The organism is Paenibacillus polymyxa (genome assembly GCF_015710975.1).
Classification (GTDB): domain Bacteria; phylum Bacillota; class Bacilli; order Paenibacillales; family Paenibacillaceae; genus Paenibacillus; species Paenibacillus polymyxa.
The window spans coordinates 2,930,091-2,952,651 of sequence record NZ_CP049783.1 but is presented as its reverse complement, the minus strand read 5'-3'; the positions used below and the strand labels follow the sequence as shown (position 1 = coordinate 2,952,651).

The window sequence follows — 22,561 nt, the reverse complement described above, 5'->3', positions numbered from 1 at the left end:
ACGATTAAATGAATTTCCTACGAAACTCCTCGGGTGTGTGCTTAACGTTTTTTTTGAACACTTTAAAGAAGTACTTGGTATCTTTATAACCAACCTGTCTACTAATTTCTGCGACCTTGGCGTCTGTATGCAGCAGTAAGTGCTGAGCCTTTTGCATTCTGAGCTTCACCATATATTCCGTGAACGAGAGCCCAAAATAGTTTTTGAACAGAATGCTAAAATAGGACGCATTATAGTGAAAGCGCCGGGCCACAATCTCCAGACTTAGGTCTTCATGTAGATGTGTATCCAGAAATTCCTTGCATTTTTTCATGATGGGTTCACCTTTGGAGCTGCCATCAAGCTCAAGAATCAGCTCTTTTAACCATGCTGCAATACGATCCTCAAGATTTTGGAGAGATGTGGCCTCTTTGACAGCTCGGTTCAACTGTTCCGAGTAACGTGAGTAGACTTCCTCACTCCACCCTATATTTAACCGTGGTAAACTAACTAGGAGAAGGTGTATTAATTTAGCTTTAAGCGCATCAGGTGGAGGATACCCTTGCGTCATTCGTCCAATGAAATGTTGCACCCGTTCCAATAGCTGATCGGGCTTCCGATTAGAGATAGCGCTTTCAATGGATTTCAGAAAGGCTATCTGTTCATGAGTGCTCATTTCCTGTATCGACTGTTCATCATCTAAAACGACAAGGTTCAAACATCTGGTGTGAGGTGTATAAAATCGCATGGAGATAAGGCGAACAGCCTTTTCGTGAGATTGGCTTATTTGCATTTCATCGAAATCAAAAGGCTGACCCCAAGCAAACCAAATGGAGATAGCTTGCTGCTGCTCCACCTTTTTCAGTCCAGCTTGAAGTGCGCTTTTGGCCTCCTTGCCTTCAGCCCTTTCCCTCCAATTCACTACAACGACCATATGCTCTTTAGGGGTTTCAAGTGGGAACACGACAGAAGATGCCCACGGTCGCAATATTTCAACAACCGCGTTTCGTAGCTTAGAATCCCACGCATATATATCCTCGGGGCGGGATGCAGATGTCCCCAACGCGAGGACTTCTCCTACCCCCTGCCATCCAAAGTGACTCTTTAATAAGCTTTTCTCGTTAGGCTGTAACTTGTCTGTCACGCATCTACTAAACAAATGCTCCACAAAGGCAGGCATGCTTTGCTCGATCTGATTCAACGCTGTTCGATTTTCACCGAGGGCTCCCTGCTCTTCTACAATGATCTTCTCCATTTGTTGAATCACTTCAATAAGCTGCTGTGATTGCACCGGTTTCACCAAATAATCATTCGCTCCGTACCGTACCGCCTGCTGTGCATAGCTAAATTCCTGATAGACTGTCACTAAAATAACTTTGGTCTCATGCTGACCCGATGTTCTCAATTGTTGTAGATATTCAATCCCATTCATAATCGGCATTTGAATATCTGTAAAAACGATCTGGATCGGCTGGGATAATGAAATGGTCAAAGCATCTTTCCCATTCTTGGCTTCCCATACCTCGTATTCTGGACGTAAATCCCGGATCATGGCAGCCAACCCACGACGCTGCCTAGTTTCATCATCTACAACAAGCACTCCCAGCGGGATCGAATTCACAGACTCCCCTCCTGTCGGTCTTATACACGTATGTTTTTTCAGTATAACACTTACAGGCGGGGACCCATCCTAATTTCTTTTTCGCTTCATACTACGAATGGTCGTTTTTGTGGCCTGATCCACCCGGTATGATTCTGTGATTTTTTGCAAAGCTTTATTGAAAGTAAAATCATCTAATGTATTATGACTTAAATACGCCGTCGTTACCTCTGGCAGCTTGATATAACAGATAGATATCGCCCATGCTACCGCCATTTGTACATAATAATCTTCCCGATGGGTCTGATCTAGCAAAGTAAGCACCCGGTTAATATACTGTTCCTCAATAAAAAAATTCAGAAGCATAACCACCCCAAACCGAATCTCATATTCTTTCTTAGAAAACAGATAGGGCTGAATAAAATCCCATACTCTTTCTTTATGTTGCTTCGTAATTTTCAATCCGGCACAGAAACTGTCACATACGGACCAATTATCAATTTTAGGAACAAACTTGGCGGTATAACTCAAGACTTCCTCAATATCTGTTTTAACAGAACCAATCACCATACCTTGCAGCATCACTTCTTCAAAGTGTTCACTTTCAGCGGTCTCCAGATAGAGACGCCAATCTCCCTTGGCAATATCTTGAGCCAGCTTACGTAGCACTGGCAGACGCACACCGAGCACATTATTAATCGTCGGAAGCAATGCAGCCGTAAATTTCTGAAAATCTGTATCCACATGTGACAATATCTGTTCTCTGATGGTCTTCTCCATATTTTCCACTCCCTGTTTGTTAACGAAATGAAATGCTCCACAAATAAATGGAGGCCACTGAACCATAAGGCGAATAGACTCGGCGATACTCCTCAAATTGCTGCTTGGTCAGTGTATCTAATTGGTACAACTTCATCATTCCCCGCCGAATAGCCATATCGCCCCAACTGACGACGTCTGGACGTTCCATGCAATTAATCAGCATCATTTCAGCCGTCCAAGGGCCTATCCCTTGCAGCGAGGATAATTTCTGGATCACCTGTGTATCGGAAAACTCATATAATTCCTGTAAATCCAACAATCCCTGCTCGATCGTTTGGGCTATATTCAGGATACATGCTGCCTTTTTCATGGTGATGCCACAGCTTTGAATATCTTGAGCCGTCTGAACAGCTATATTTTGCGGAGTGATCGCTCCTAATTTTTCCTGCATCCTTGTCCATATGGTCTGAACCGCCTTGGCGGAAATAAGCTGCCCCACAATCGCATGAACAAGCGCTGCAAACAGGTCAGGAATGATTACGCGTTCTACCTTGCCCATTTGCGTTATAGCTGTACCAAGTACGGTATCTACCGTCTTCAGGTAGTTGATTTCCTTTTCACCATAGTCAAAGTTTTTGGTCATTACCGTTTCCATTGGTTCTCCCGCTCCCCTTGTAAGGTGCACTCTTCATTTAATGACATAGGTTGCTTTCATATCAGGGTTCGAATCCTTCTTTGCTCACATAGAGCTGTTCTTTCGGAAAAACCTGAAGAAAACGCTCATAAACCGCCTTATACGCAGCAGGGTGATACCATTCCTCCAGCCCCAATGACTCGTACAGCGCACCAATGTTCAAGCTACGCGTCCGCCTTCCCCCGCTGCCGTCTCCCATAAAATAATCATCTATACAGACACGGTTGACCAGAGACACGAGCTTGTTTGCAAAATGCTCACTGCTTGGCAGCATCGGAGCAATGGTAGCTTGCGTCGGTACACCTGCCTCTTTTAAAAGTTGCAGTGTTTGGAGACGAGCCTGGATGGGAGGAGCCTCCGGGGTGAAATGTTTGCGTATATCCTCGCGGTCTGTTTCTACAGTGATACTCACACGTACACGTTCCTTCAATTGGAGCAATAAATCAATATCCCGTCGTACAAGCGGACTACGCGTCTGTACAAAGAGAAAATCCGGTGGATCTTCCACCATCACTTCCAGCAGAGATCGGGTCACCTCTTGTTTGTACTCGGCCGGCTGATAAGGATCTGTGCTTGACGACATAAAAATCGTAACTTTACCTTTGGATTTGGCCCTACGAAGCTCCTTACGAAGAATATCAGCCGCCTCTTTTTTAATATCAACCCATGTTCCCCAAGCTTCCTTCCGAAACGTAGAGACTGGCAATTGGCGTACATAACAATACGAGCAACCAAAGGTACAGCCGGTATACGGGTTCAACGAGTGTGTATACCCTGACAAGAAGCCAGTCCCTTTATTCAAAAGAGTCTTGGGGGATTTGTAATACTCATTTTTCATACCTGACCTCACTACTGTATTGGTTTGTGTGTGTGATTCTTTTCAAGCTGCAAAAGCTTCACCTTCATGTCCAGCCCCCCACGATATCCGGTCAAAGCTCCATTCTTACCAATGACCCGATGACAAGGGATGGTGACCAAAATCGGATTAGCACCGATAGCGGTACCAACCGCACGAACAGAGTTCGGCTTTTGAATCGCGTTGGCAATGTCTGAATAGGATTGTGTCTCCCCATACGGAATATTACACAGTGCGTTCCACACAGCCATTTGAAATGCAGTTCCATGAAAGTCAAAAGGGAATGTAAAATGTGTACGCTCCCCTTGGAAATATTCAATCAACTCCTTGGCATAGAGCTGTAAAATGGTATCCTCTTCAACTAAAGGACTGCCGGGAAATCGACTTCCTGCCCATGCAATCAATTCCTCAACAGTTTGATTAAGTGAACCAACATAACATAATCCTTCCGATGTAGCTGCAATATATAAATTCCAATCCTCATGCACCAATAATGACCAATAGATCGTTTTATTCATTTGATATACCATGCTGTGTATCTCCTTTTTGAGTTGCTATGGATTCGAGTTGGCGATATTGCAATGGAGTGTAGCCTATATTCTTTTTAAACAACGTAATAAAGTAAGGGGTATTGGACAGACCTACGTTCTCCCCCACTTCCGCAACAGATTGTTGTGAGCAAATAAGCAGCTTCTTCGCTTGTTCCAACCTCGTACGCTGTATATATTCCATCGGAGTTACATGCATGATTCGCTTGAAGGTACGATGTAAATGGTACGGACTTCCATGACTGATCTCTGCCAGGACGTGCAATGTTAAGTCCTTCATATAATTCGAATCTACGTATTCTGTAACTCCTGCGATCCAGTCGTGATCAGGCAATCGTTGTCCTGTCGGTTTACATCTTTTGCATGGACGAAAATGCTCAGCCAAAGCCTGCTCTGCTGATATAAATAAACGGATGTTCTCTCTTTTAGGAGGTCGGGATTTGCAGGAGGGGCGACAAAATATTTTCGTTGTCTTCACAGCATACAAAAATACCCCGTCATAAGACTTGTCATTTTCTATAATAGCTCTCCACTTCTCGTCTGTTATGGATAAATCGGATGTTCTCATTTCAATCACCCCTCTGTGCAGTGTACCCTGTCTCATATCTAAATTATAAACTAAACAGTGAACATATGTACCCCTTTTGGAATGTAAAGGCAAGATAATGAAAAAAGATGACCCACAAGGAGCCATCTTTAAATGTAGTAATCTATCTTATTTAGGCTTGAATCTTACCCGGTTCAACTGTGATCGTCAACTCATCTGAAGGAAGCTGATATTCCCGTGACCAATAATCTGCATTTGAAATTCCCGCCTGCTTCGGATCAAATACCGGGTCTAGCCCCTGCCTCCGCTGCTGCTCGTAATCCTTGAGCACGAGAAGTGCAGGCTTGGCCAGGAGAATCATAGCAATCAGATTGACCCAAAGCATAATACCGACGCCCATATCCCCTAGTGTCCACGCCAAGGCCGATTCTTTGACGACCGTTCCATAAAACGTCGAACCCAGAATTACCAACTTTAACAGGAACATAGGCCATTTGGCTTTACGGTCGGCAACCAGGTAAGCCATATTCGTTTCAGCGATGTAATAATACGCAATAATGGTGGTAAATGCAAAAAAGAACAAGGTTATGGACAAGAGACTTGAGCCAAAACCCGGGAATACCGATTCAATAGCAGCCTGTGTATATTGGGTTCCTTCTTCAACACCCGGGAGATGCTGCACAATATACCCCCCACCTGGTCCCTTCACATTGTACATACCTGTAAACAAAACCATGAAAGCCGTAGACGTACAGACTAAAAAAGTATCTACATATACGGAAAAGGCTTGAACCAGCCCCTGTTTTGCCGGATGGGACACTTCTGCTGCGGCTGCTGGATGCGCACCAGAGCCTTGTCCCGCTTCATTAGAATAAATGCCTCGTTTTACACCCCAAGCAATGGCTGTCCCTGCTATACCGCCGAACACTGAATCTACACCAAAAGCACTGCGAAAGATCAGGGCAAATACCTCGGGAAGCGCAGTAATGTTCGTCATCATAATGTAGAAAGAGACAAGGATGTAGCCTAGTGCCATAAACGGTATGACAACCTGAGCCACATTGGCAATTCTTTTGACACCGCCAAAAATGATAAGCGCCAGCAACACGACTACTAATATCCCAGAAACCTTCATATCCATACCAAACGAACTATGAAAGGCTACGGCGATGGAGTTCGATTGAGTTCCTGGCATCAACAAACACATAGCGACCAACGCTACTACCGCAAAAATAACGGCAAACCATTTTAAGCCTGTTCCTTTTTCAATATAAAAAGCCGGGCCGCCTCGGTACTGACCATCACGCTTTACCTTATACACCTGAGCCAGTGTAGACTCAACAAACGCAGTAGCCGACCCGATAAAGGCCATGACCCACATCCAAAATATCGCTCCAGGCCCCCCCATACCGACTGCCAATGCAATCCCAGCAATGTTTCCCGTCCCTACACGTCCCGATAGCGCCATCGTAAAGGCTTGAAAAGAAGAAACGCCTGCCTCTGAGCTTTTTCCTTTAAAGACAAGGCGAATCATCTCTTTGAAATGCCTAATTTGTAAAAATCGAGTCATGATTGAAAATAATAGCCCCACGCCCAAACAGACATATACCACAGGATTGCTCCAAATGACGCCATTTACTGCCTCTGCCCACTTCTCTAACATTCCTTGCATTTCCCCCTGATCCATCAATTCATCTAGTCTATGTTTTCAGAAAATTTGCATAATTACAAAAAATTATAGATTAGTTTTTACGACCGTACAAGCTAATTTAATTGACATATTGTCAATTACAAATAGCCTTATTCGGCATCATAGGACGACAAAAAAAGCTCTGATGATCCGAGAATGTGGATCATCAGAGCTTGGTCCTTACTTAAGATTTCAAGCGTTGCCTGCTTGCTCATTTGGAGCGCTAGACAGTTTCAACAACGGTGCTTGCTCCGTTACCTGCCCTTGAGGGATGGGGAGGATTTCCGTATATTCAGAAGAATTTGTAATGATAACTGGCGTAATCGTAGGATAACCCTCTGCCTTGATTTGCTCAACATCAAATTCGAGTAGCAAATCTCCTGCCTTTACTTGGTCACCTTCTTTGATATAGGAAGTAAAATGTTTACCATCCAGCTTAACCGTATCTACTCCGACGTGAATTAGAACTTCTGCGCCATGATGCGAAACCACTGCCAGCGCATGCTTTTTCTTGAACGCTACAGTAATAGTTCCGTCGAACGGAGCTACGACTCTGCCTGTTGTCGGCTGGATGGCGATACCTTTACCCATAGCTTCCGAAGCAAACGCAGGATCGGGAACCTCCGACAGAGCGACCACCGTTCCTTCAATCGGGCTTAGCACCTCTTCGTTAGAAACGGTAACTGTAGAAGTCGATTCTTTAGCCGAGTTGTCAGTGGTTTCTTCCTTTTCAACTGGATCTTCGAAGCCTAAAATATAAGTCAAGATAGCCGAAACCAAGAATGAAACAGTAATCCCTAGAATCAATCCTGGGAAGCCTTGTCCGCCAGGACCGTAAAAGATCGGCAAAGTCAGCAACCCAGGTGCGCCGGAGGCAAATGCTTGCGTCCCCGCTTGGCCGATAATGGCACCACCGACAGCACCACCGATAACACCAGCAATAAACGGGCGCTTCAGTGGCAGCGTAACCCCATAGACCGCTGGCTCTGTAATGCCGAACAAAGCGGTAAGTGTAGCAGAACCTGCCAGCGTTTTCAGCTTTTTATTTTTCGTTTTCAGCATAACACCAAACGCTGCACCGGTTTGAGCAAAGATGGAAGCCGCAGCAGAAGGCTTAATACCGTCTCTACCGTTAACAGCAATGTTATTAATAAATACAGGTACAAGACCCCAGTGAACACCGAAAATAACGAGCAGCTGCCAGCAAGCACCAAGGATTGCTCCAGCCAGCAGTGGACTAAAGCTGAATGCAGCAACGAGCGCGGTAGCGATTGCATTGCCCACATACACCCCAACTGGACCAAAAACCATCAGAGTCAGAGGAAGCATAATTACAAGTAGAATCAAAGGTGTAATAAAGTTTTTGACGCTCTCATGGATCAGTCGATTGCACCATTTTTCCAGCTTACTCATGACGATAACGGCTAAAATAATCGGGATAACGGTTGATGAATAACTCATCATCACAATAGGAATACCGAAAAAGTCTGTTGCTGTGCCTTCTGTTTTCAGCGTGACTATCGTCGGGTACAGCAATCCTCCGGCAATGGTCAGAGCAACGAAGATATTACCACCAAATTTCCGTGCCGTTGTAACCGCTAACAAGAGCGGCAGGAAATAAAACAAGCTGTCGGCCGCAGCATACAAAATCATATAGGTCGTGTCTTTTGGTACCAACCAGCCAAGGTTGCTCGCAATCAGCAGCAGACCTTTCAAAATACCGGACCCCGCCATAACTCCAAGCAATGGTGCGAAAATGCTGGAAATTACGTCAATTACAGCGCCAAATCCTTTTTTGCCTTTAGTTGAGTTCTCTTCTTTTCCAGTTTCATTCAAAATGTTGGATACTTGGCCGATGGCATTGTATACTTCTGGTACTTTGTTGCCAACCACAACCTGGAACTGGCCACCGCTCTGCTTGACCGTAATAATTCCATCGGTTTTCTCCAGCTTTGCCTTATCTGCTTTCGCCTCATCTTTTAGCACAAAACGCAGGCGCGTGGCGCAGTGTACGAGCGATACTACATTTTTTTCCCCGCCTACCAGGTGCACAATTTCTTTAGCCAGTTTTTCATAACTCATGATGGACACCTCCATGTTCTAAGGGGCTTTTTACATATTTAGGCACACAAAAAACCTAAGCCTTGAAAAATGGTGGGCACTTGAGTCCCGCGATTTTTCATGACTTAGGTTTTGCCTGCATAACCAGTAACAATCCCAGTTAAAACTTATTAAATTCCTGTTACTCACATAATACATTTAATCTACCATATTTGTCAACAAAAACATTTAAACATATACTTTCGATTCTTTTTCAAATAAAAAGTTTAGAGCTTATCTGTTCACCACTCGTTCAATATGCACAGTCAAATACAGCTTTTCTTCGTTCGTTAATTCATGATTGTATTCTTTTTTAACGAAAGTTCCGATTTTCTCCGTACAAGCGGCTGCATCCTTGTGCTTTTCCTTAATCAAGTCATATAAATGATCATAGTTATTTTCATAGTGATTTCCCTTAAATACACGCTGGGCGAAAAATTTCAGATGCGTAATAAAGCGGAAATAGCTCAGAGAATCCTCGTCAAAATCAACCTTAAAGTGGTATTTTGCGATATTGATAATTTGCTGGATAAACTTCGTAATGCTCATGGTTGTAATGACTTCCTCATTCATTTCAGCATTCACAATGTGAAGGGCAATATAAGCCGCTTCATCCACAGGCAGTTCAATACCGAGCTTTTGTTTAATTTGTTCCAGCGTTCTTAGACCAATCGCGAATTCTTCTCTGTACAGCTGCTTGATTTCCCACAATAACGCGTTTTTGATTTCCAGTCCTTCCCGGTACCTTTCAATAGCGAAATTGATATGGTCGGTCAGAGAAACATAAATATTTTCGTTCAGCTTTCTGTTCAGATTATGCTTGGCGTCATTAATGACTTCCTCCACAATCACAATCAAATCCAGCGGTACCTCACGCAGCAGCATTTTGAAGTTATCGGATGTCTGCTTGTTTTTCAGCGCAAATACCTTCTGAATTCTGGTTTCATCTACTGTGTCTCCAGGCTTTTTCTTAAAAGCAATCCCCCGACCCATTACTACGAGTTCAGTACCGTCTGTCTGGTAAACACTAATTACATTGTTGTTGATGACCTTTGCTATATTCATCTCGATCCCCCGTTCCATATGCCAGCAAGAGCCACTCATGCTCCATCCACTTTATTGCAAACAAAAAAAACCGAAGCACGCCAAATAAACAAGACTGTAAAATCCGCTTATTCGTGGCTTAGGTTTTGCCTGCTCTGCAGTAACAATCCTAAAAATGATGGAATTGCGTCAAGTATAGCCCGAAAAGGAACGATTGTCAACGCTTTCAATTGAGAAACGAGGATCGGAAATTCCCGTTGATTCAGGACGTCCGATCCTATTTTCTTGTCGTACGACTATTCGCCGAGATTTTCACCATCGGAATGAATTACGTTTTTATACCAGTCAAAGCTTTTCTTTTTAATACGTTTCAACGTACCGTTGCCTTCATTGTCACGGTCTACATAAATGTAACCATAGCGTTTTTTCATTTCTCCAGAGGATGCGCTGACAATATCAATAGGTCCCCAGCTGGTGTAACCGATAATTTCGACGCCGTCTTGAAGAGCCTCACCCATTTCAGCAATATGTCGCTTGAGATAGTCGATTCGGTAATCGTCATTCACTTCTCCTTCAGGTGAAACCACGTCATTGGCACCAAAGCCATTTTCCACTACGAAAAGAGGCTTTTGGTAACGGTCATGCAATTGGTTGGCTGTAATGCGGAATCCTTTTGGATCGATCGTCCAGCCCCATTCGGATTTGTCCAAATATGGATTAGCCACGGAGCCGAATACATTACCACTGGTCATATTTTTGACAACTTCCGGGTCTGTGCTGGTTGTCCGGCTCGAATAGTAGCTAAATCCGATGTAGTCGACGGTATGGTCTTTCAAAATGGCTGCGTCGCCGGATTCCATCTCGATGTTTAGTCCATGATCCTTGAAGAAGCGTTTGGCATAACCAGGATATTCGCCGCGTGACTGTACATCAATGAAGAAGTAGGACTCACGGTCTTTTTCCATCCCCTGATACACATCTTCGGGATTACATGTATACGGATAGAAGCTGCCAGCAGCAAGCATACAGCCAATTTTCGCATCTGGAATGATCTCGTGACATGCTTTTACAGCCAGCGCGCTTGCAACAAGCTGATGATGCGCAGCCTGGTACTGAATTTGTTTAACGTTTTCGCCTTCTTGGAATACAAGCCCGGCACCGAGAAACGGCAAGTGGAGCAGCATGTTGATTTCATTAAACGTCATCCAGTATTTCACTTTATCCTTGTAACGAGTGAATACGGTTTTGGCATAGGTTTCAAACAGACCAACCAGTTTCCGGTTGCGCCAGCTTCCGTACTTCTCGATCAGAGCTACCGGCACGTCAAAATGAGCAAGGGTCACAACCGGCTGAATGCCATGTTTATGCAATTCATCGAACAAATCATCGTAAAATTGCAGCCCCGCCTCATTGGGAGTAGCGTCTTCTCCAGTTGGAAAAATACGAGCCCAGGCAATGGAAACACGCAGTGCTTTGAAACCCATTTCCGCAAATAGTGCAATATCCTCGCGATAGCGATGATAGAAATCAATGGCTTCGTGGGAAGGATAGAATTCGCTTTCAAGTGGAGTCAACGAAGGAACATTCCCTTTCATTATGCCTCTTCTCTTCTCTCCGGTAGGCAGCAGATCCACCAGGCTCAATCCTTTAGCGTCTTCCAAATAAGCCCCCTCGGCCTGGTTGGCTGCAAGAGCACCGCCCCATAAAAAGTCTTTAGGAAAAATATAACTGGACATAAACGTTCTCCTTCCAAATGTGTGATAAAAGGGTGTACAGAAAGGGAGATGAATAATAAAAAAACCCAAACCAGCCTGGTTACACTTGCGGTGTAAACAAGCCGATTCAGGTTATGCCCTAACGGTAACATCCCATGAAAAGGTTATTCATATTTGATTGAAACTCTAACAAAGATTTAGGAGCCTGTCAAATTTAATAGATATGATACATACGCTATTCACTCTAAACAAAATACGAATTTTTAGTTTATTTTCGCAAAATAACTAAACTAAACAACTATTTTTTTATAAACAAGCTAATTGACAGCGGTTTATAGAGGTGATACGATGACTTTGAAAATAAAAATTTATATAATTTATCCACTACAATTTAGTTTTGTTTAGTGAAATTTTAATTTGTTTACTTCTAGTACAAGGAGAGTTATTCATGAAAAAGCTGAAACTGGGTTATGCGCCTACTCGACGATTCACCTTCAGTGCTGAAGATGCATTCCGCTACAAAGTTGCCATTCGCCAACAAATCGAGAGCTTCGGAATGAACATTGATATCGTGGATTTGGAAGGGCTTAATGAGGAAGGTTTGCTGTATGACGACCATATTAACGCGGACTTGATTATCAAACGTTTCAAGGAAGAGGAAGTGGACGCCGTTTTCTTCCCCCACTGTAATTTTGGTACCGAGGATACGGTTGCCCGTGTGGGCAAGGCGCTTGGCAAGCCGGTTCTATTGTGGGGTCCACGTGATGAGGCTCCGTTGGCCGACGGCATGAGATTACGGGACACCCAGTGTGGATTGTTCGCTAGCGGAAAGGTGCTTCGCCGCTTTAATGTCCCTTTTACCTATATCACAAACAGTCGTGTAGCCGATCCGGTATTTGAACGAGGCTTTAACAATTTTATCTCGGCTGCCAATGTAGTACGACAGTTCAAAAGTTTACGGATTCTCCAGATAGGTCCTCGTCCTGCTTCCTTTTGGACTATGATCTGCAATGAAGGGGAGCTGTTGGAGCGATTCGGTATTGAGATTCATCCAATTACACTAGTAGATATTCAACTCCGTTCAAAGAAAATTGCATCCGGGAGCAGTGCTGAACTTTCAGAAGCGATTGATTATATCAAAGAGAAGCTGGACTACAGTGAAGTCACCGAAGAAGATATCAGACGCATTGCTGCACTTAAAGTAGCCATGAAATCCTACGCCATCGAAACGGGAAGTACAGCCATCGCCATTCAATGCTGGTCCTCCCTCCAGGAAGCTATGGGAATTATGCCTTGTCTGGCTAATGCCATTTTGACAGATGAACAAATTCCGGTCACCTGCGAAACCGATATTCACGGAGCTATTACTTCGGTTATGGTACAAGCGGCTGCGATGAACGAACTCCCCACTTTTTTTGCTGATATTACGGTACGTCATCCTGAGAATGACAATGGAGAGCTTCTTTTCCACTGCGGGAACTTTCCAGTATCCATGTCTATTGAGAACAAACCCAAACTACGCAAGCACTTCCTGTTCGATGATCACGCACCAGGCACACATGAAGGACAAATCAAAGGCGGCGGCATGACCATCGCCCGTTTTGATGGTGATCACGGAGATTATTCCATTTTCCTCGGCAAGGCTAAAGGAATTGAGGGACCTTATACCCGCGGCTCGTATGTCTGGGTAGAGGTCAACGACTGGCCGTTATGGGAAGAAAAGCTCGTCAAAGGTCCTTACGTCCATCACTCTGTTGGCATTCATGCTAATGTCATCCCGGCTCTGTACGAGGCCTGCAATTACCTTCCAGGTGTCACGGCAGATCCGATAGATCCTACCGAACAGGAAATTCAACACTGGTTGCGTGGTTCCGATCTCGCTGTCACCAAGTCGGGTATTCTGGTTTAACTATATTATTTCAGGAGGGCACTATGGAAATCCTAGACTTGAAAATCAAAGCCGCACAAATCCGTAAGGACCTGCTCACCATTATTCATCGTGCCAAAACAGGGCATACAGGAGGCTCGCTGAGCAATACGGATATACTCACCGCCCTATACTACGAAATCATGAATATTGATATCACTAATCCTAAATGGGAGGAACGTGACCGTTTCATTGCCAGCAAGGGACATTCCGTCGAGTCTTTATGGTGTATTCTGGCAGACCTTGGTTTCTTCCCTAAAGAAGAACTGGAAACCTATAGCCAGTTCGGAACCCGTCTGATTGGGCATCCGAACAATAAAGTTCCCGGTATTGAAATGAATACAGGCGCATTGGGCCATGGCCTCCCCATCTCAGTCGGTATAGCACTGGCTGCCAAGCGTGACGGGCGATCCTACCGTGTATTCTGTCTCATGGGTGACGGAGAGCAAGCGGAAGGCTCCAATTGGGAAGCAGCTATGGCAGGTGCCCATTACAAACTGGATAATCTTGTCGGTATCATTGACCGCAACGGCCTGCAAATTAGCGGTACAACCGAGGAGGTTATGGGACTTGAGCCGCTGGAGGAAAAGTGGGCCGCTTTCGGCTGGAACGTGATCTCCATTGACGGCAACAGCATGGAGGAACTGATCCATACATTCCGCAATGTCCCTGAAATTGAAGGCAAACCAACGTTGGTGCTGGCAAACACGATCAAGGGAAAAGGTGTATCCTTTGCCGAGGGTGTTCCAGGCTGGCATCACCGTATTCCAAGTGATGATGAACTTGAACGCGCACTGGCGGAACTGACACAAGAAATAGACGAATTATCCGGGGAAGGACAGGTGAGATAAACAATGAACAAAATCCCAAATCGTCAGGTCATCTGTGAAACGCTGCTTAGCCTTGCCAAAGAGGATCGGGATATTATGGTGTTGGCTAGTGATTCTCGCGGCTCTGCTGCTATGGCTCCCTTTGCCGATGCCTATCCGGAACAATTTGTGGAGGTAGGCATTGCCGAGCAAAATATCGTCGGTATGTCTGCTGGACTCGCACACAGCGGTAAAAAGCCGTTCGTCACCTCTCCTGCCTGCTTCCTGAGCATGCGTAGTATTGAGCAGATCAAGGTAGATGTAGCCTATTCCGGAACCAATGTAAAGCTGATTGGGATAAGCGGTGGTGTTAGCTACGGTGCACTAGGAATGTCCCACCACTCTGTCCAAGATATTGCTGTCGCGCGAGCGATTCCTGGTTTGATGGTCTTACTCCCCGCCGATCGTCATGAAACCAAGAAAATGACCGAAGCGCTGGTTCAGCATGAAGGAGGCGCATATGTAAGGATCGGACGTAATGCTGTTGAGGATGTCTATCCGTCCGATGATTATCCGTTTGAGATTGGGAAAGCTGTTACCCTACAAGAAGGATCAGACATTACCCTAATTGGCGCTGGTGAGACCGTCCGTATCATTCTGGATGCGGCTGAGCTGCTGGGGCAGATGGGTATTAAAGCTCGTGTTCTCAATATGCACACCATCAAGCCACTTGATGAGGAAGCGATCATCGCCGCAGCCCGGGAAACGGGAGGTATTGTCACCGTAGAGGAGCATAGTGTATTCGGAGGCTTGGGTGCCGCTGTAGCAGAAGTGGTGGTTCAACATCAACCGGTTCCTATGAAAATGCTGGGCATACCGGATGAGCCGGCGATTGCCGGCAAAACAGCTGAAGTCTTTGAACATTATGGACTTACCTCTGAAAATATCAGCAAGATTGTGCTCGAATTGATGAACAAGTAAGGAGCTGTAGCTGTAATGAATATCGAGACCTATATTCTGGCGATCGATCAAAGCACTTCCGGAACCAAAACACTGCTGGTTAATCAGCAAGGCGAAGTGATTACCCGTTATTCTTTGGAGCACAAACAATATTACCCGCAGCCGGGCTGGGTCGAACATGACCCGCTTGAGATATATCACAATGTGCTTATTGCTGCGAAAGGCGTACTGGAGAAGGCAGGGCTTTCTCCTTCCTCACTGGCCGCAGTAACCATTACGAATCAGCGAGAAACGGCTCTGATCTGGGACCGTTCTACTGGCTTACCTATCTATAATGCCATTGTATGGCAGTGCCAGCGAACGGCAGAGGTCTGCACACGCTTGAAGAATACTGGCTATGAAGATATTATACGCTCCAAGACAGGTCTAATGCTCGATCCTTATTTCTCTGCCGCCAAGTTCAATTGGATTTTGGAACATGTACCTCATGCCCCCCAATTGCTTGCTGAAGGTAAACTACTTGCAGGGACTATTGACAGCTGGCTGCTATGGAAGCTTACGGGCGGTCAAATACATGCAACCGATTACAGTAACGCCAGCCGGACTTCCCTTTTTAACATTCATACTCTGGCTTGGGATATGGAGTTGTGCAATATATTCAGTGTTCCTTCCTCCCTGCTCCCTGAGGTAAAAGCATCCGATGCCTTGTATGGCTATACGCAGGAAGCGGAATTATGGGACGAACAAGTAGCGATATCAGGGATAATCGGAGATTCACAGGGTGCACTGTACGGGCATCGTTGCTTCGATACTGGCGATGCCAAAGCGACATATGGGACTGGAACATCTGTACTTATGAATATTGGTTCGCAACCCGTACAGGGCGGTGAAGGCTTGGTTACAACGATTGCCTGGGGGGCTTCAGGAAAGGTATCTTATGCATTGGAAGCTGTTATACGTACGACCGGAGACAGTATAAAATGGACACGGGATAATTTAGGATTATTCTCTTCATTTGAGGAAATGCAATCCATGATCACCGAATTGCAGGACAATGAGGGCGTATATCTGGTCCCTGCTTTTGTCGGTTTAGGTGCTCCCTACTGGAATCCCTCTGCACGTGCTGCAATTGTAGGTATGACCCGTGGAAACGGCAAAGCACATATTGTACGCGCAGCGCTAGAGAGCATCGGGTATCAAGTGAGAGATGCGGTTCAATTTATACGTGAACAATCCGGTGTGCCCCTTACTAGTTTACGTACGGATGGCGGGGGCTCATCTAACAGCTGGCTCATGCAGTTTCAGGCAGATATTCTGGGTACCCATGTTTCCCGCTCTACCTGTGCTGAGCTGTCTGCAATGGGTTCTGTGTATCTGGGCGGTCTCGGTGTCGGATACTGGTCAGATCCTAAAGGCATCATCACGGGAAATACCTCTGATCAGAATCTGTATGAGCACTACACTCCTAGTATGGATGAAGTCAGCCGCCAGCGGCTTTATGCAGGTTGGCAGAATGCAGTGCAGATGGTAATACGTTCAGAACAACCGCTTACACCATCTTCTTCCGCTAATTGTTGATGAATCTTCCTCATTTACTTTTGAGCTCACTACAAGCTTCCGATTATTTTACAGGTGTTACACTTGGATAATCGGAGGTTTTTTATGTACACTGCATGTATTCCGCTTTACAGAAAGGGGGAAACCTTGAATGAATGCACGCATGGTTTCAATTCTTCAGCACTTGCTGGCTGCCGATGCTCCTGTCAAAAGTGATTATCTGGCCAAATTGATTCAAGTTACTTCACGTACCATTCGCAGCGATATCCGGGAACTAGACAAATTTCTATCCAAGCACGGGGCAGCAATTGAACCTGTTCGTTCAAGGGGATATGAACTAAAAATTACGGATCATCGTAGCTTTCGTGCACTGCTGCAGCATTTATTCATGTCTGGCGAGCCCGATGATCCAGGTTCTCCCGGCTACCGGCAATTGTATTTAATCAAGCGTCTCCTGCTCGCTGATCATTATGTGAAGCTGGAAGACCTCGCAGATGAGCTATATATAAGCAAGTCTACGGTGCAGAATGATTTCAAAGAGGTCAAACAAACCCTCCAAAGCTACGGAATCACCATTGGCAAACGGCCAAATTACGGAGTCAAACTGAAGGGTGATGAAGTTCAGCTTCGGTTTTGCTTGTCCGAGTTTATTGTAAGTCGTTCCGAAGAACACGGCGGAACACTTCATGCAGCGCTGCGCATCGTCACCCCACACGAAATGACGCTGATTTGCGGGATCGTTCTGGAACAAACTCAGAAATATGAAGTAACGCTCTCCGATATCGCGTTCAGCAATTTATCTATTCATATTGCAATCGCCTGCAAGCGTATTCGTGACGGAAACCAGGTAGCTATGCTCTCGACGGAAATAGGAGATCTGCGGGGCACCGACGAATTTCGGGCTGCCGAGCATATTGTCGGGCTGATCGAAAAGGAATTGCAGTTGTCTTTTCCCGAAGATGAAATCGCCTACATTGCCATGCATCTTGCCGGAAACAAGTGGTTTGTCGGAATTGAAGGACAACAAATAGAGGACATGGGACCCGAGAAGCTGCTGGACTGGAACATCTATGAATTGGGCAAGGAAATGCTCGCCGAGATCGACAGGGATTTGAATCTGAACATCAGCCGTGATATGGAACTGCTCATAGGCATCTGCCTTCATCTGAAGCCGGCGCTGAACCGGGTAAAGTACGGGATGAACATCCGAAACCCCATGCTGGGGCATGTCAAGAGCAACTACCCTCTGGCTTTTCAAGCGGGAGTCATTGGCACCAAGCTGATCGAGAGCAAGCTGAATATTGCGATCCCGGAAGCGGAGATGGGCTATCTCGCCATTCATATCGGGGCAGCCATCGAACGACAGCGTATGAACACCCGGCCAAAACGCTGTCTGGTCGTCTGCACTTCAGGAGTTGGAAGCGCCCGGCTACTCAAGTACAAACTGCAAAGCACTTTTGGCAGCTCGCTTGAGGTGGCGGGTACAACGGAATATTACAAGCTTCAGCAGGTTCCCCTCCATGACATTGATTTCGTGGTGAGCACCATTCCCATTCAGCTGCCATTATCGGTTCCAGTCGTGGTCGTGCAGACTCTTCTTGGGGGCAGCGATATGGAGAAAATTGAAAGTTTGCTGGCTGGTGAAGCCGAGTTTGATTTTCACTACATTCGGAAGGAACTCGTATTTCTGAGACAAAATTTTACCACCAAGGAAGAGGTCATCTCATTTCTGGGCCAAAAAATATATGCTGAAGGGCTGATCCGCTCTGCCGAAGGCTTTATTGGACTCGTTCTGGAACGAGAACAGGCTGCACCCACGGCTTACGGAAATTTGGTAGCCGTTCCTCACCCTATCATTCCGCAAAGCAATCAAACCGTATGGGCGGTCTGTACCCTTCAACAACCTATCGAGTGGGGCGACAAACCAGTGCAGTTCATCTGTCTACTCAGCATTGAAAAAAACGGTAAAGAGCCACCGTCTAAAATGTATAACCATCTCATGGAACTGGTCGACAATTCGGATATCGTCCAGCAGATGTTAAAATGCGAAACGTACGAGGAATTCTCCAGGATTATCGTTAAATATAAGCTGTATTGAACCAAGCTTTCGCAGTGCATCTAGCTGATATTCACAGAGCGGGTGCTGCTTGGAGCTTTTTAAAATGAAAGCGTAGTAGCAATGAATGAATTTCCGTTACTGGCGGAAAAGACTTGGGTTTAGATCTCGGCAGCAAACCTATACACTGAATCTGTAAGTTAAAGAGAAAAAAGCATGAGGTGAACGAGATGGAGGAGTATCAAGAAATCATTATGGGAATTATCACCAACTCAGGTGTTGCCAAGAGTAAAGCGATGGACGCGATCGCTCTTGCTCAAAAAGGTAACACACAGTTGGCGGCAGAGCGGCTTGAAGAAAGCAAAGCCGAGTTGGTTAAAGCTCATAAATCACAAACGAGACTGATTCAACAGGAAGCTGGCGGAACCGCCCACGAAGTCACACTGCTTATGGTACATGCTCAAGATCACCTTATGTCAGCCATCACAACTAAAGATCTGGCGGGACATATGATTGAGCTTTACAACAGATTGAATCGCTATGAAGATATCACAAATCACACTTCCAACGGAGGGAACAACGGATGAAACAAATTACACTCGTATGTGCTGCAGGAATGTCTACAAGTATGTTGGTACAGAAAATGCAAAAGGCCGCACAAGCGCAAAATCTTGAGGTTGAAATTAGGGCGACTTCCGAAAGTTCGTTTAAAGAATATGCTGACAAGACAGATGTACTGCTAATTGGACCACAGGTCGGCTACCTGCAGGATGATTTCAAGGCAAAATATGAACCTAAAGGCATTAAGGTAAGTGTTATCAATATAGTAGACTATGGAATGATGAACGGCGAAAAAGTGCTAGGAGACGCGCTTAAGCTGTAAAGCTCAGAGTCAGATGCTCATCACCAGACCGAACAAGAAGGTTGGTCAAATCGGGCAACGATATATGATATTCTGCATGGTGTTTCGCCAAATGAAAGCGTTCTCTAAGTCATTATATAGACGAATGAAAGTCTATAGTAGGAGTTGAATAAATATGGCTAACCAACAAAAATTCTCTTACAAGCTTCAAAAAGTAGCGGGTACAATTCAGCAAAACCGTTACATGAGCGCAATTTCCAACGGGCTGATGTCCACCCTTCCTTTTCTGATTATCGGAGCATTTGCAACCCTCTTCTCTGCACTTGCTTGGGAGCCTTACCAGAATCTTATTGCACCCGTAAAGGCTATAATCGGGTTGGCATCGACAATGACCACTGGCATCATTGCACTGTATGCGGTATTTTTTATCGCCTACAGACTGGCGCAAGCTTTTGACAAGGACCCCCTTGTGCCAGCGGCAACCGCTCTTCTCTCTTTTCTTATCGTTACACCGATCCAAACCTTTGATAAAGTTCGTGCCTTGCCACTTCAATGGCTCGGCGCGCAGGGATTGTTCGTTGCCATGATCGTCGGTTTGATTGCCGCACGGTTGTATATTTGGATTGTCGACCGCAATTGGACGATTAAAATGCCTGACGGGGTCCCGCCTACCGTTGTCAAAACCTTCTCAGGCTTGATCCCAGCTGTCTTGGTAGCCCTTGTGTTTGTTATCGTTGCTGGTTTGTTTATGCAGACTCCATTTGGTACAGTTCACGATTTTATCTACACTTATCTCCAAATACCACTGGAAGGGTTGGGCGGATCACTCGGCGCTTTAATTATCGCGCTAATCATTATGCAGGCTTTGTGGATGTTCGGAATTCACGGTGCAATTGTTATACTCGCTATCGTTAAACCCATCTGGATGAGTCTGGATCTAGCCAACCTTGACGCTTTCCAGGCAGGCGCTCCACTTCCGAACACGATCGGTCTGGCCTTCTGGTCCATCTACTGCAACTATGCACCGATGCTTGGATTTGCTCTGCTATTGGTTTTCCTGGCCAAGAGCAAGCAGCTTCGCACGATCGGCAAGCTTGGTCTTCCGGGTACCTTTTTCTCCATTCACGAGCCGCTGATCTTCGGAATTCCAATGGTATTGAACCCGTTGCTAGCCATTCCGTTTATCGTTGCTCCCATCATTTGTGCGGTACTCGGCTATATTGCCACCAACATCGGCTTGTTGCCTGCACCCATCGGAATTTACCCGCCTTTCGGCACCCCTATCTTTGCTCTGGGCTTCATTGAGGGCAGTTGGAAACTAGCCGCCGCACAATTGGTACTCATTCCGATCAGTATGCTGATCTACTACCCGTTCTTTAGAGCGCTGGATAAGCAGGCTCTAAAAAAGGAACACGAAGCGCAGGAGCAACTGGACAAGCAAGCAAATGAAACTACAGCAAGTCCCGTTATTTTATAATAGAAAAAAGTAGAAGCGGCGAGACGGATAAACGCTCGCCGCTTCTGCCATTACAATCGTTAGGAGAGGAAGCTTTTGATTCAACTGAGTATCGCTGAGAACAAACGATATTTCATGAATGAGGGTAACCCCTTTTTTTATTTGGCGGATACGGTTTGGAGCGCATTTACCAACATTACGCTGGAGGAATGGGCCTATTATCTGGATTACCGTAAAAGTCAGGGCTTCAATGTCCTGCAAATCAATTTGCTGCGCCAGTGGGATGCAAGTGGCAGCGATTTGAACTATGAGCCTTTCGCATATGCCGAGAATGGCAGCTTCAATTTCTATATGCCGAACGAAGAATACTTTACCAGAGCCGAGACGATGATCGAAATGGCTGTGAACAGAGGCTTTGTTCCTGCACTGGTTCTACTATGGTGTAATTATATCCCGGATACCTGGGCTGCCAAGCTTCGTGAGGAGAAAAAAATGCCACTTGGGGCAGTGGAACCTTATGTACGTTACATTGCCGATCGGTTCTCCAAATTCTACCCTATTTATATTATAAGTGGCGACACTGATTTCCCTTCCGAGCGTGCCAACCAATATTACCGACTTGCTCTCCATACCATAAAACAGCACAGCCCGCAGTGTCTGACTACCCTGCATATTCAAGGAAGATTAGCGGCACTGCCAGAGGAATTTATTGATGATCCCCATTTGGATTTTTACATGTACCAGTCAGGACATAATTCACAATTTCAACCAACGGCGTATACACTCGCACTGGATTTCTGCAATAAGCCTGTCACACGACCAGTGCTCAACTCGGAGCCCTGTTATGAACAAATGGGCTACAGTCGAAAAGTCTATGGCCGCTTCAGCCGCGCCGATGTTCGTAAGGCAGCCTGGCAAAGTCTTCTGTCCGGGGCGTCTGCGGGCATAACCTATGGAGCCCACGGTATTTTGAGCTGGCATCGAAAAGGCAAAAGGTTCGGGATAACTGGGGAGGGATTCGACAGTCCATATGATTGGCAGTCTGCACTTAAGTTTGAAGGGGCATGGGATTATGGATTGGCCAAATGGCTCTTCGGGATATATGGAATTACAGATATGCAGCCTTGGAACATAGTGCTTAAAAATACGGAAGAAATTCGTGCGGCTGTATGCACCGATTACACCAAGGTCGCCATCTACGTTCCAATCAACACGGTGCTGAAGCTAAACGTGGATTTGAGTGAATACGACTTCACGGTCATTGACCTGGAGAATCGTCGTTTTGGCACAGCTTCAATCTCTGTGCAAGAGCAAATCACGATCATTGGGATGCATGATTTTGAAGCTGATGTCTTGCTGATTGGCATAAGAAAATAACCGTGATTACTTACCGCCTTTT

General features: G+C 45.6%; 19 protein-coding genes. 9 read left to right on the top strand and 10 right to left on the bottom strand.

Annotated elements, in window-relative coordinates:
• Positions 1-4: 4 nt before the first annotated feature.
• The 10 genes from G7035_RS13195 to G7035_RS13150 all read right to left on the bottom strand — a co-directional run bounded on the left by G7035_RS13195 (position 5) and on the right by G7035_RS13150 (position 11,556).
• A complete protein-coding gene (locus G7035_RS13195; RefSeq protein WP_019688550.1) occupies positions 5-1,600 on the bottom strand; it encodes a response regulator transcription factor in 1,596 nt (531 codons plus the stop codon).
• A gap of 69 nt (positions 1,601-1,669) precedes the next feature.
• On the bottom strand, positions 1,670-2,359 hold the full coding sequence (locus tag G7035_RS13190) for a DNA alkylation repair protein (protein ID WP_019688551.1): 690 nt from the start codon (positions 2,357-2,359) through the stop codon (positions 1,670-1,672).
• Between the two features lie 19 nt (positions 2,360-2,378).
• Positions 2,379-2,996, bottom strand: coding sequence for a DNA-3-methyladenine glycosylase family protein (locus G7035_RS13185; RefSeq protein WP_019688552.1), 618 nt, complete (start codon positions 2,994-2,996; stop codon positions 2,379-2,381).
• A 61-nt stretch (positions 2,997-3,057) separates the two neighbouring features.
• Entirely contained in the window at positions 3,058-3,873 is an 816-nt protein-coding gene (locus tag G7035_RS13180; RefSeq protein WP_019688553.1) for an SPL family radical SAM protein, read from the bottom strand.
• Positions 3,874-3,884: 11 nt separating this feature from the next.
• Positions 3,885-4,421, bottom strand: coding sequence for a methylated-DNA--[protein]-cysteine S-methyltransferase (locus G7035_RS13175; protein WP_016819966.1), 537 nt, complete (start codon positions 4,419-4,421; stop codon positions 3,885-3,887).
• Positions 4,402-5,007, bottom strand: a complete 606-nt coding sequence (locus tag G7035_RS13170; protein WP_016819965.1) for a bifunctional transcriptional activator/DNA repair enzyme AdaA — start codon at positions 5,005-5,007, stop codon at positions 4,402-4,404. The genes G7035_RS13175 and G7035_RS13170 overlap by 20 nt, the downstream gene beginning before the upstream one ends.
• A gap of 151 nt (positions 5,008-5,158) precedes the next feature.
• Positions 5,159-6,649, bottom strand: coding sequence for an alanine/glycine:cation symporter family protein (locus G7035_RS13165; protein ID WP_017427252.1), 1,491 nt, complete (start codon positions 6,647-6,649; stop codon positions 5,159-5,161).
• 219 nt (positions 6,650-6,868) lie between these two features.
• Positions 6,869-8,758, bottom strand: coding sequence for a beta-glucoside-specific PTS transporter subunit IIABC (locus G7035_RS13160; protein ID WP_019688554.1), 1,890 nt, complete (start codon positions 8,756-8,758; stop codon positions 6,869-6,871).
• A 252-nt stretch (positions 8,759-9,010) separates the two neighbouring features.
• Positions 9,011-9,841, bottom strand: coding sequence for a BglG family transcription antiterminator LicT (gene licT / locus G7035_RS13155; protein WP_025365791.1), 831 nt, complete (start codon positions 9,839-9,841; stop codon positions 9,011-9,013).
• A gap of 275 nt (positions 9,842-10,116) precedes the next feature.
• A complete protein-coding gene (locus tag G7035_RS13150) occupies positions 10,117-11,556 on the bottom strand; it encodes a 6-phospho-beta-glucosidase (RefSeq protein WP_019688556.1) in 1,440 nt (479 codons plus the stop codon).
• Between the two features lie 427 nt (positions 11,557-11,983).
• On the opposite strand from G7035_RS13150, the gene G7035_RS13145 reads away from it, so the two are divergent.
• From G7035_RS13145 to G7035_RS13105, 9 genes are all read left to right on the top strand, one after another.
• Entirely contained in the window at positions 11,984-13,444 is a 1,461-nt protein-coding gene (locus G7035_RS13145; protein WP_019688557.1) for an L-fucose/L-arabinose isomerase family protein, read from the top strand.
• A 23-nt stretch (positions 13,445-13,467) separates the two neighbouring features.
• Positions 13,468-14,313, top strand: coding sequence for a transketolase (locus tag G7035_RS13140; RefSeq protein WP_019688558.1), 846 nt, complete (start codon positions 13,468-13,470; stop codon positions 14,311-14,313).
• A gap of 3 nt (positions 14,314-14,316) precedes the next feature.
• A complete protein-coding gene (locus G7035_RS13135) occupies positions 14,317-15,252 on the top strand; it encodes a transketolase family protein (protein WP_019688559.1) in 936 nt (311 codons plus the stop codon).
• A gap of 15 nt (positions 15,253-15,267) precedes the next feature.
• The gene (glpK, locus tag G7035_RS13130; RefSeq protein WP_019688560.1) at positions 15,268-16,809 is read left to right on the top strand and encodes a glycerol kinase GlpK; all 1,542 of its coding nucleotides are present in this window, start codon (positions 15,268-15,270) and stop codon (positions 16,807-16,809) included.
• A gap of 130 nt (positions 16,810-16,939) precedes the next feature.
• Positions 16,940-18,886 (top strand): BglG family transcription antiterminator, encoded by a 1,947-nt coding sequence (locus G7035_RS13125; protein WP_019688561.1) that lies wholly within the window; start codon positions 16,940-16,942, stop codon positions 18,884-18,886.
• Positions 18,887-19,074: 188 nt separating this feature from the next.
• Positions 19,075-19,431, top strand: a complete 357-nt coding sequence (locus tag G7035_RS13120) for a PTS sugar transporter subunit IIA (RefSeq protein ID WP_019688562.1) — start codon at positions 19,075-19,077, stop codon at positions 19,429-19,431.
• Positions 19,428-19,727 carry a PTS sugar transporter subunit IIB gene (locus G7035_RS13115; protein ID WP_019688563.1) on the top strand — a complete coding sequence of 100 codons (300 nt, stop codon included), beginning with the start codon at positions 19,428-19,430 and terminating at the stop codon, positions 19,725-19,727. The genes G7035_RS13120 and G7035_RS13115 overlap by 4 nt, the downstream gene beginning before the upstream one ends.
• A gap of 154 nt (positions 19,728-19,881) precedes the next feature.
• Positions 19,882-21,183, top strand: a complete 1,302-nt coding sequence (locus tag G7035_RS13110; protein WP_019688564.1) for a PTS sugar transporter subunit IIC — start codon at positions 19,882-19,884, stop codon at positions 21,181-21,183.
• A gap of 75 nt (positions 21,184-21,258) precedes the next feature.
• Positions 21,259-22,539 (top strand): glycoside hydrolase family 140 protein, encoded by a 1,281-nt coding sequence (locus G7035_RS13105; protein ID WP_019688565.1) that lies wholly within the window; start codon positions 21,259-21,261, stop codon positions 22,537-22,539.
• Positions 22,540-22,561 lie beyond the last annotated feature (22 nt).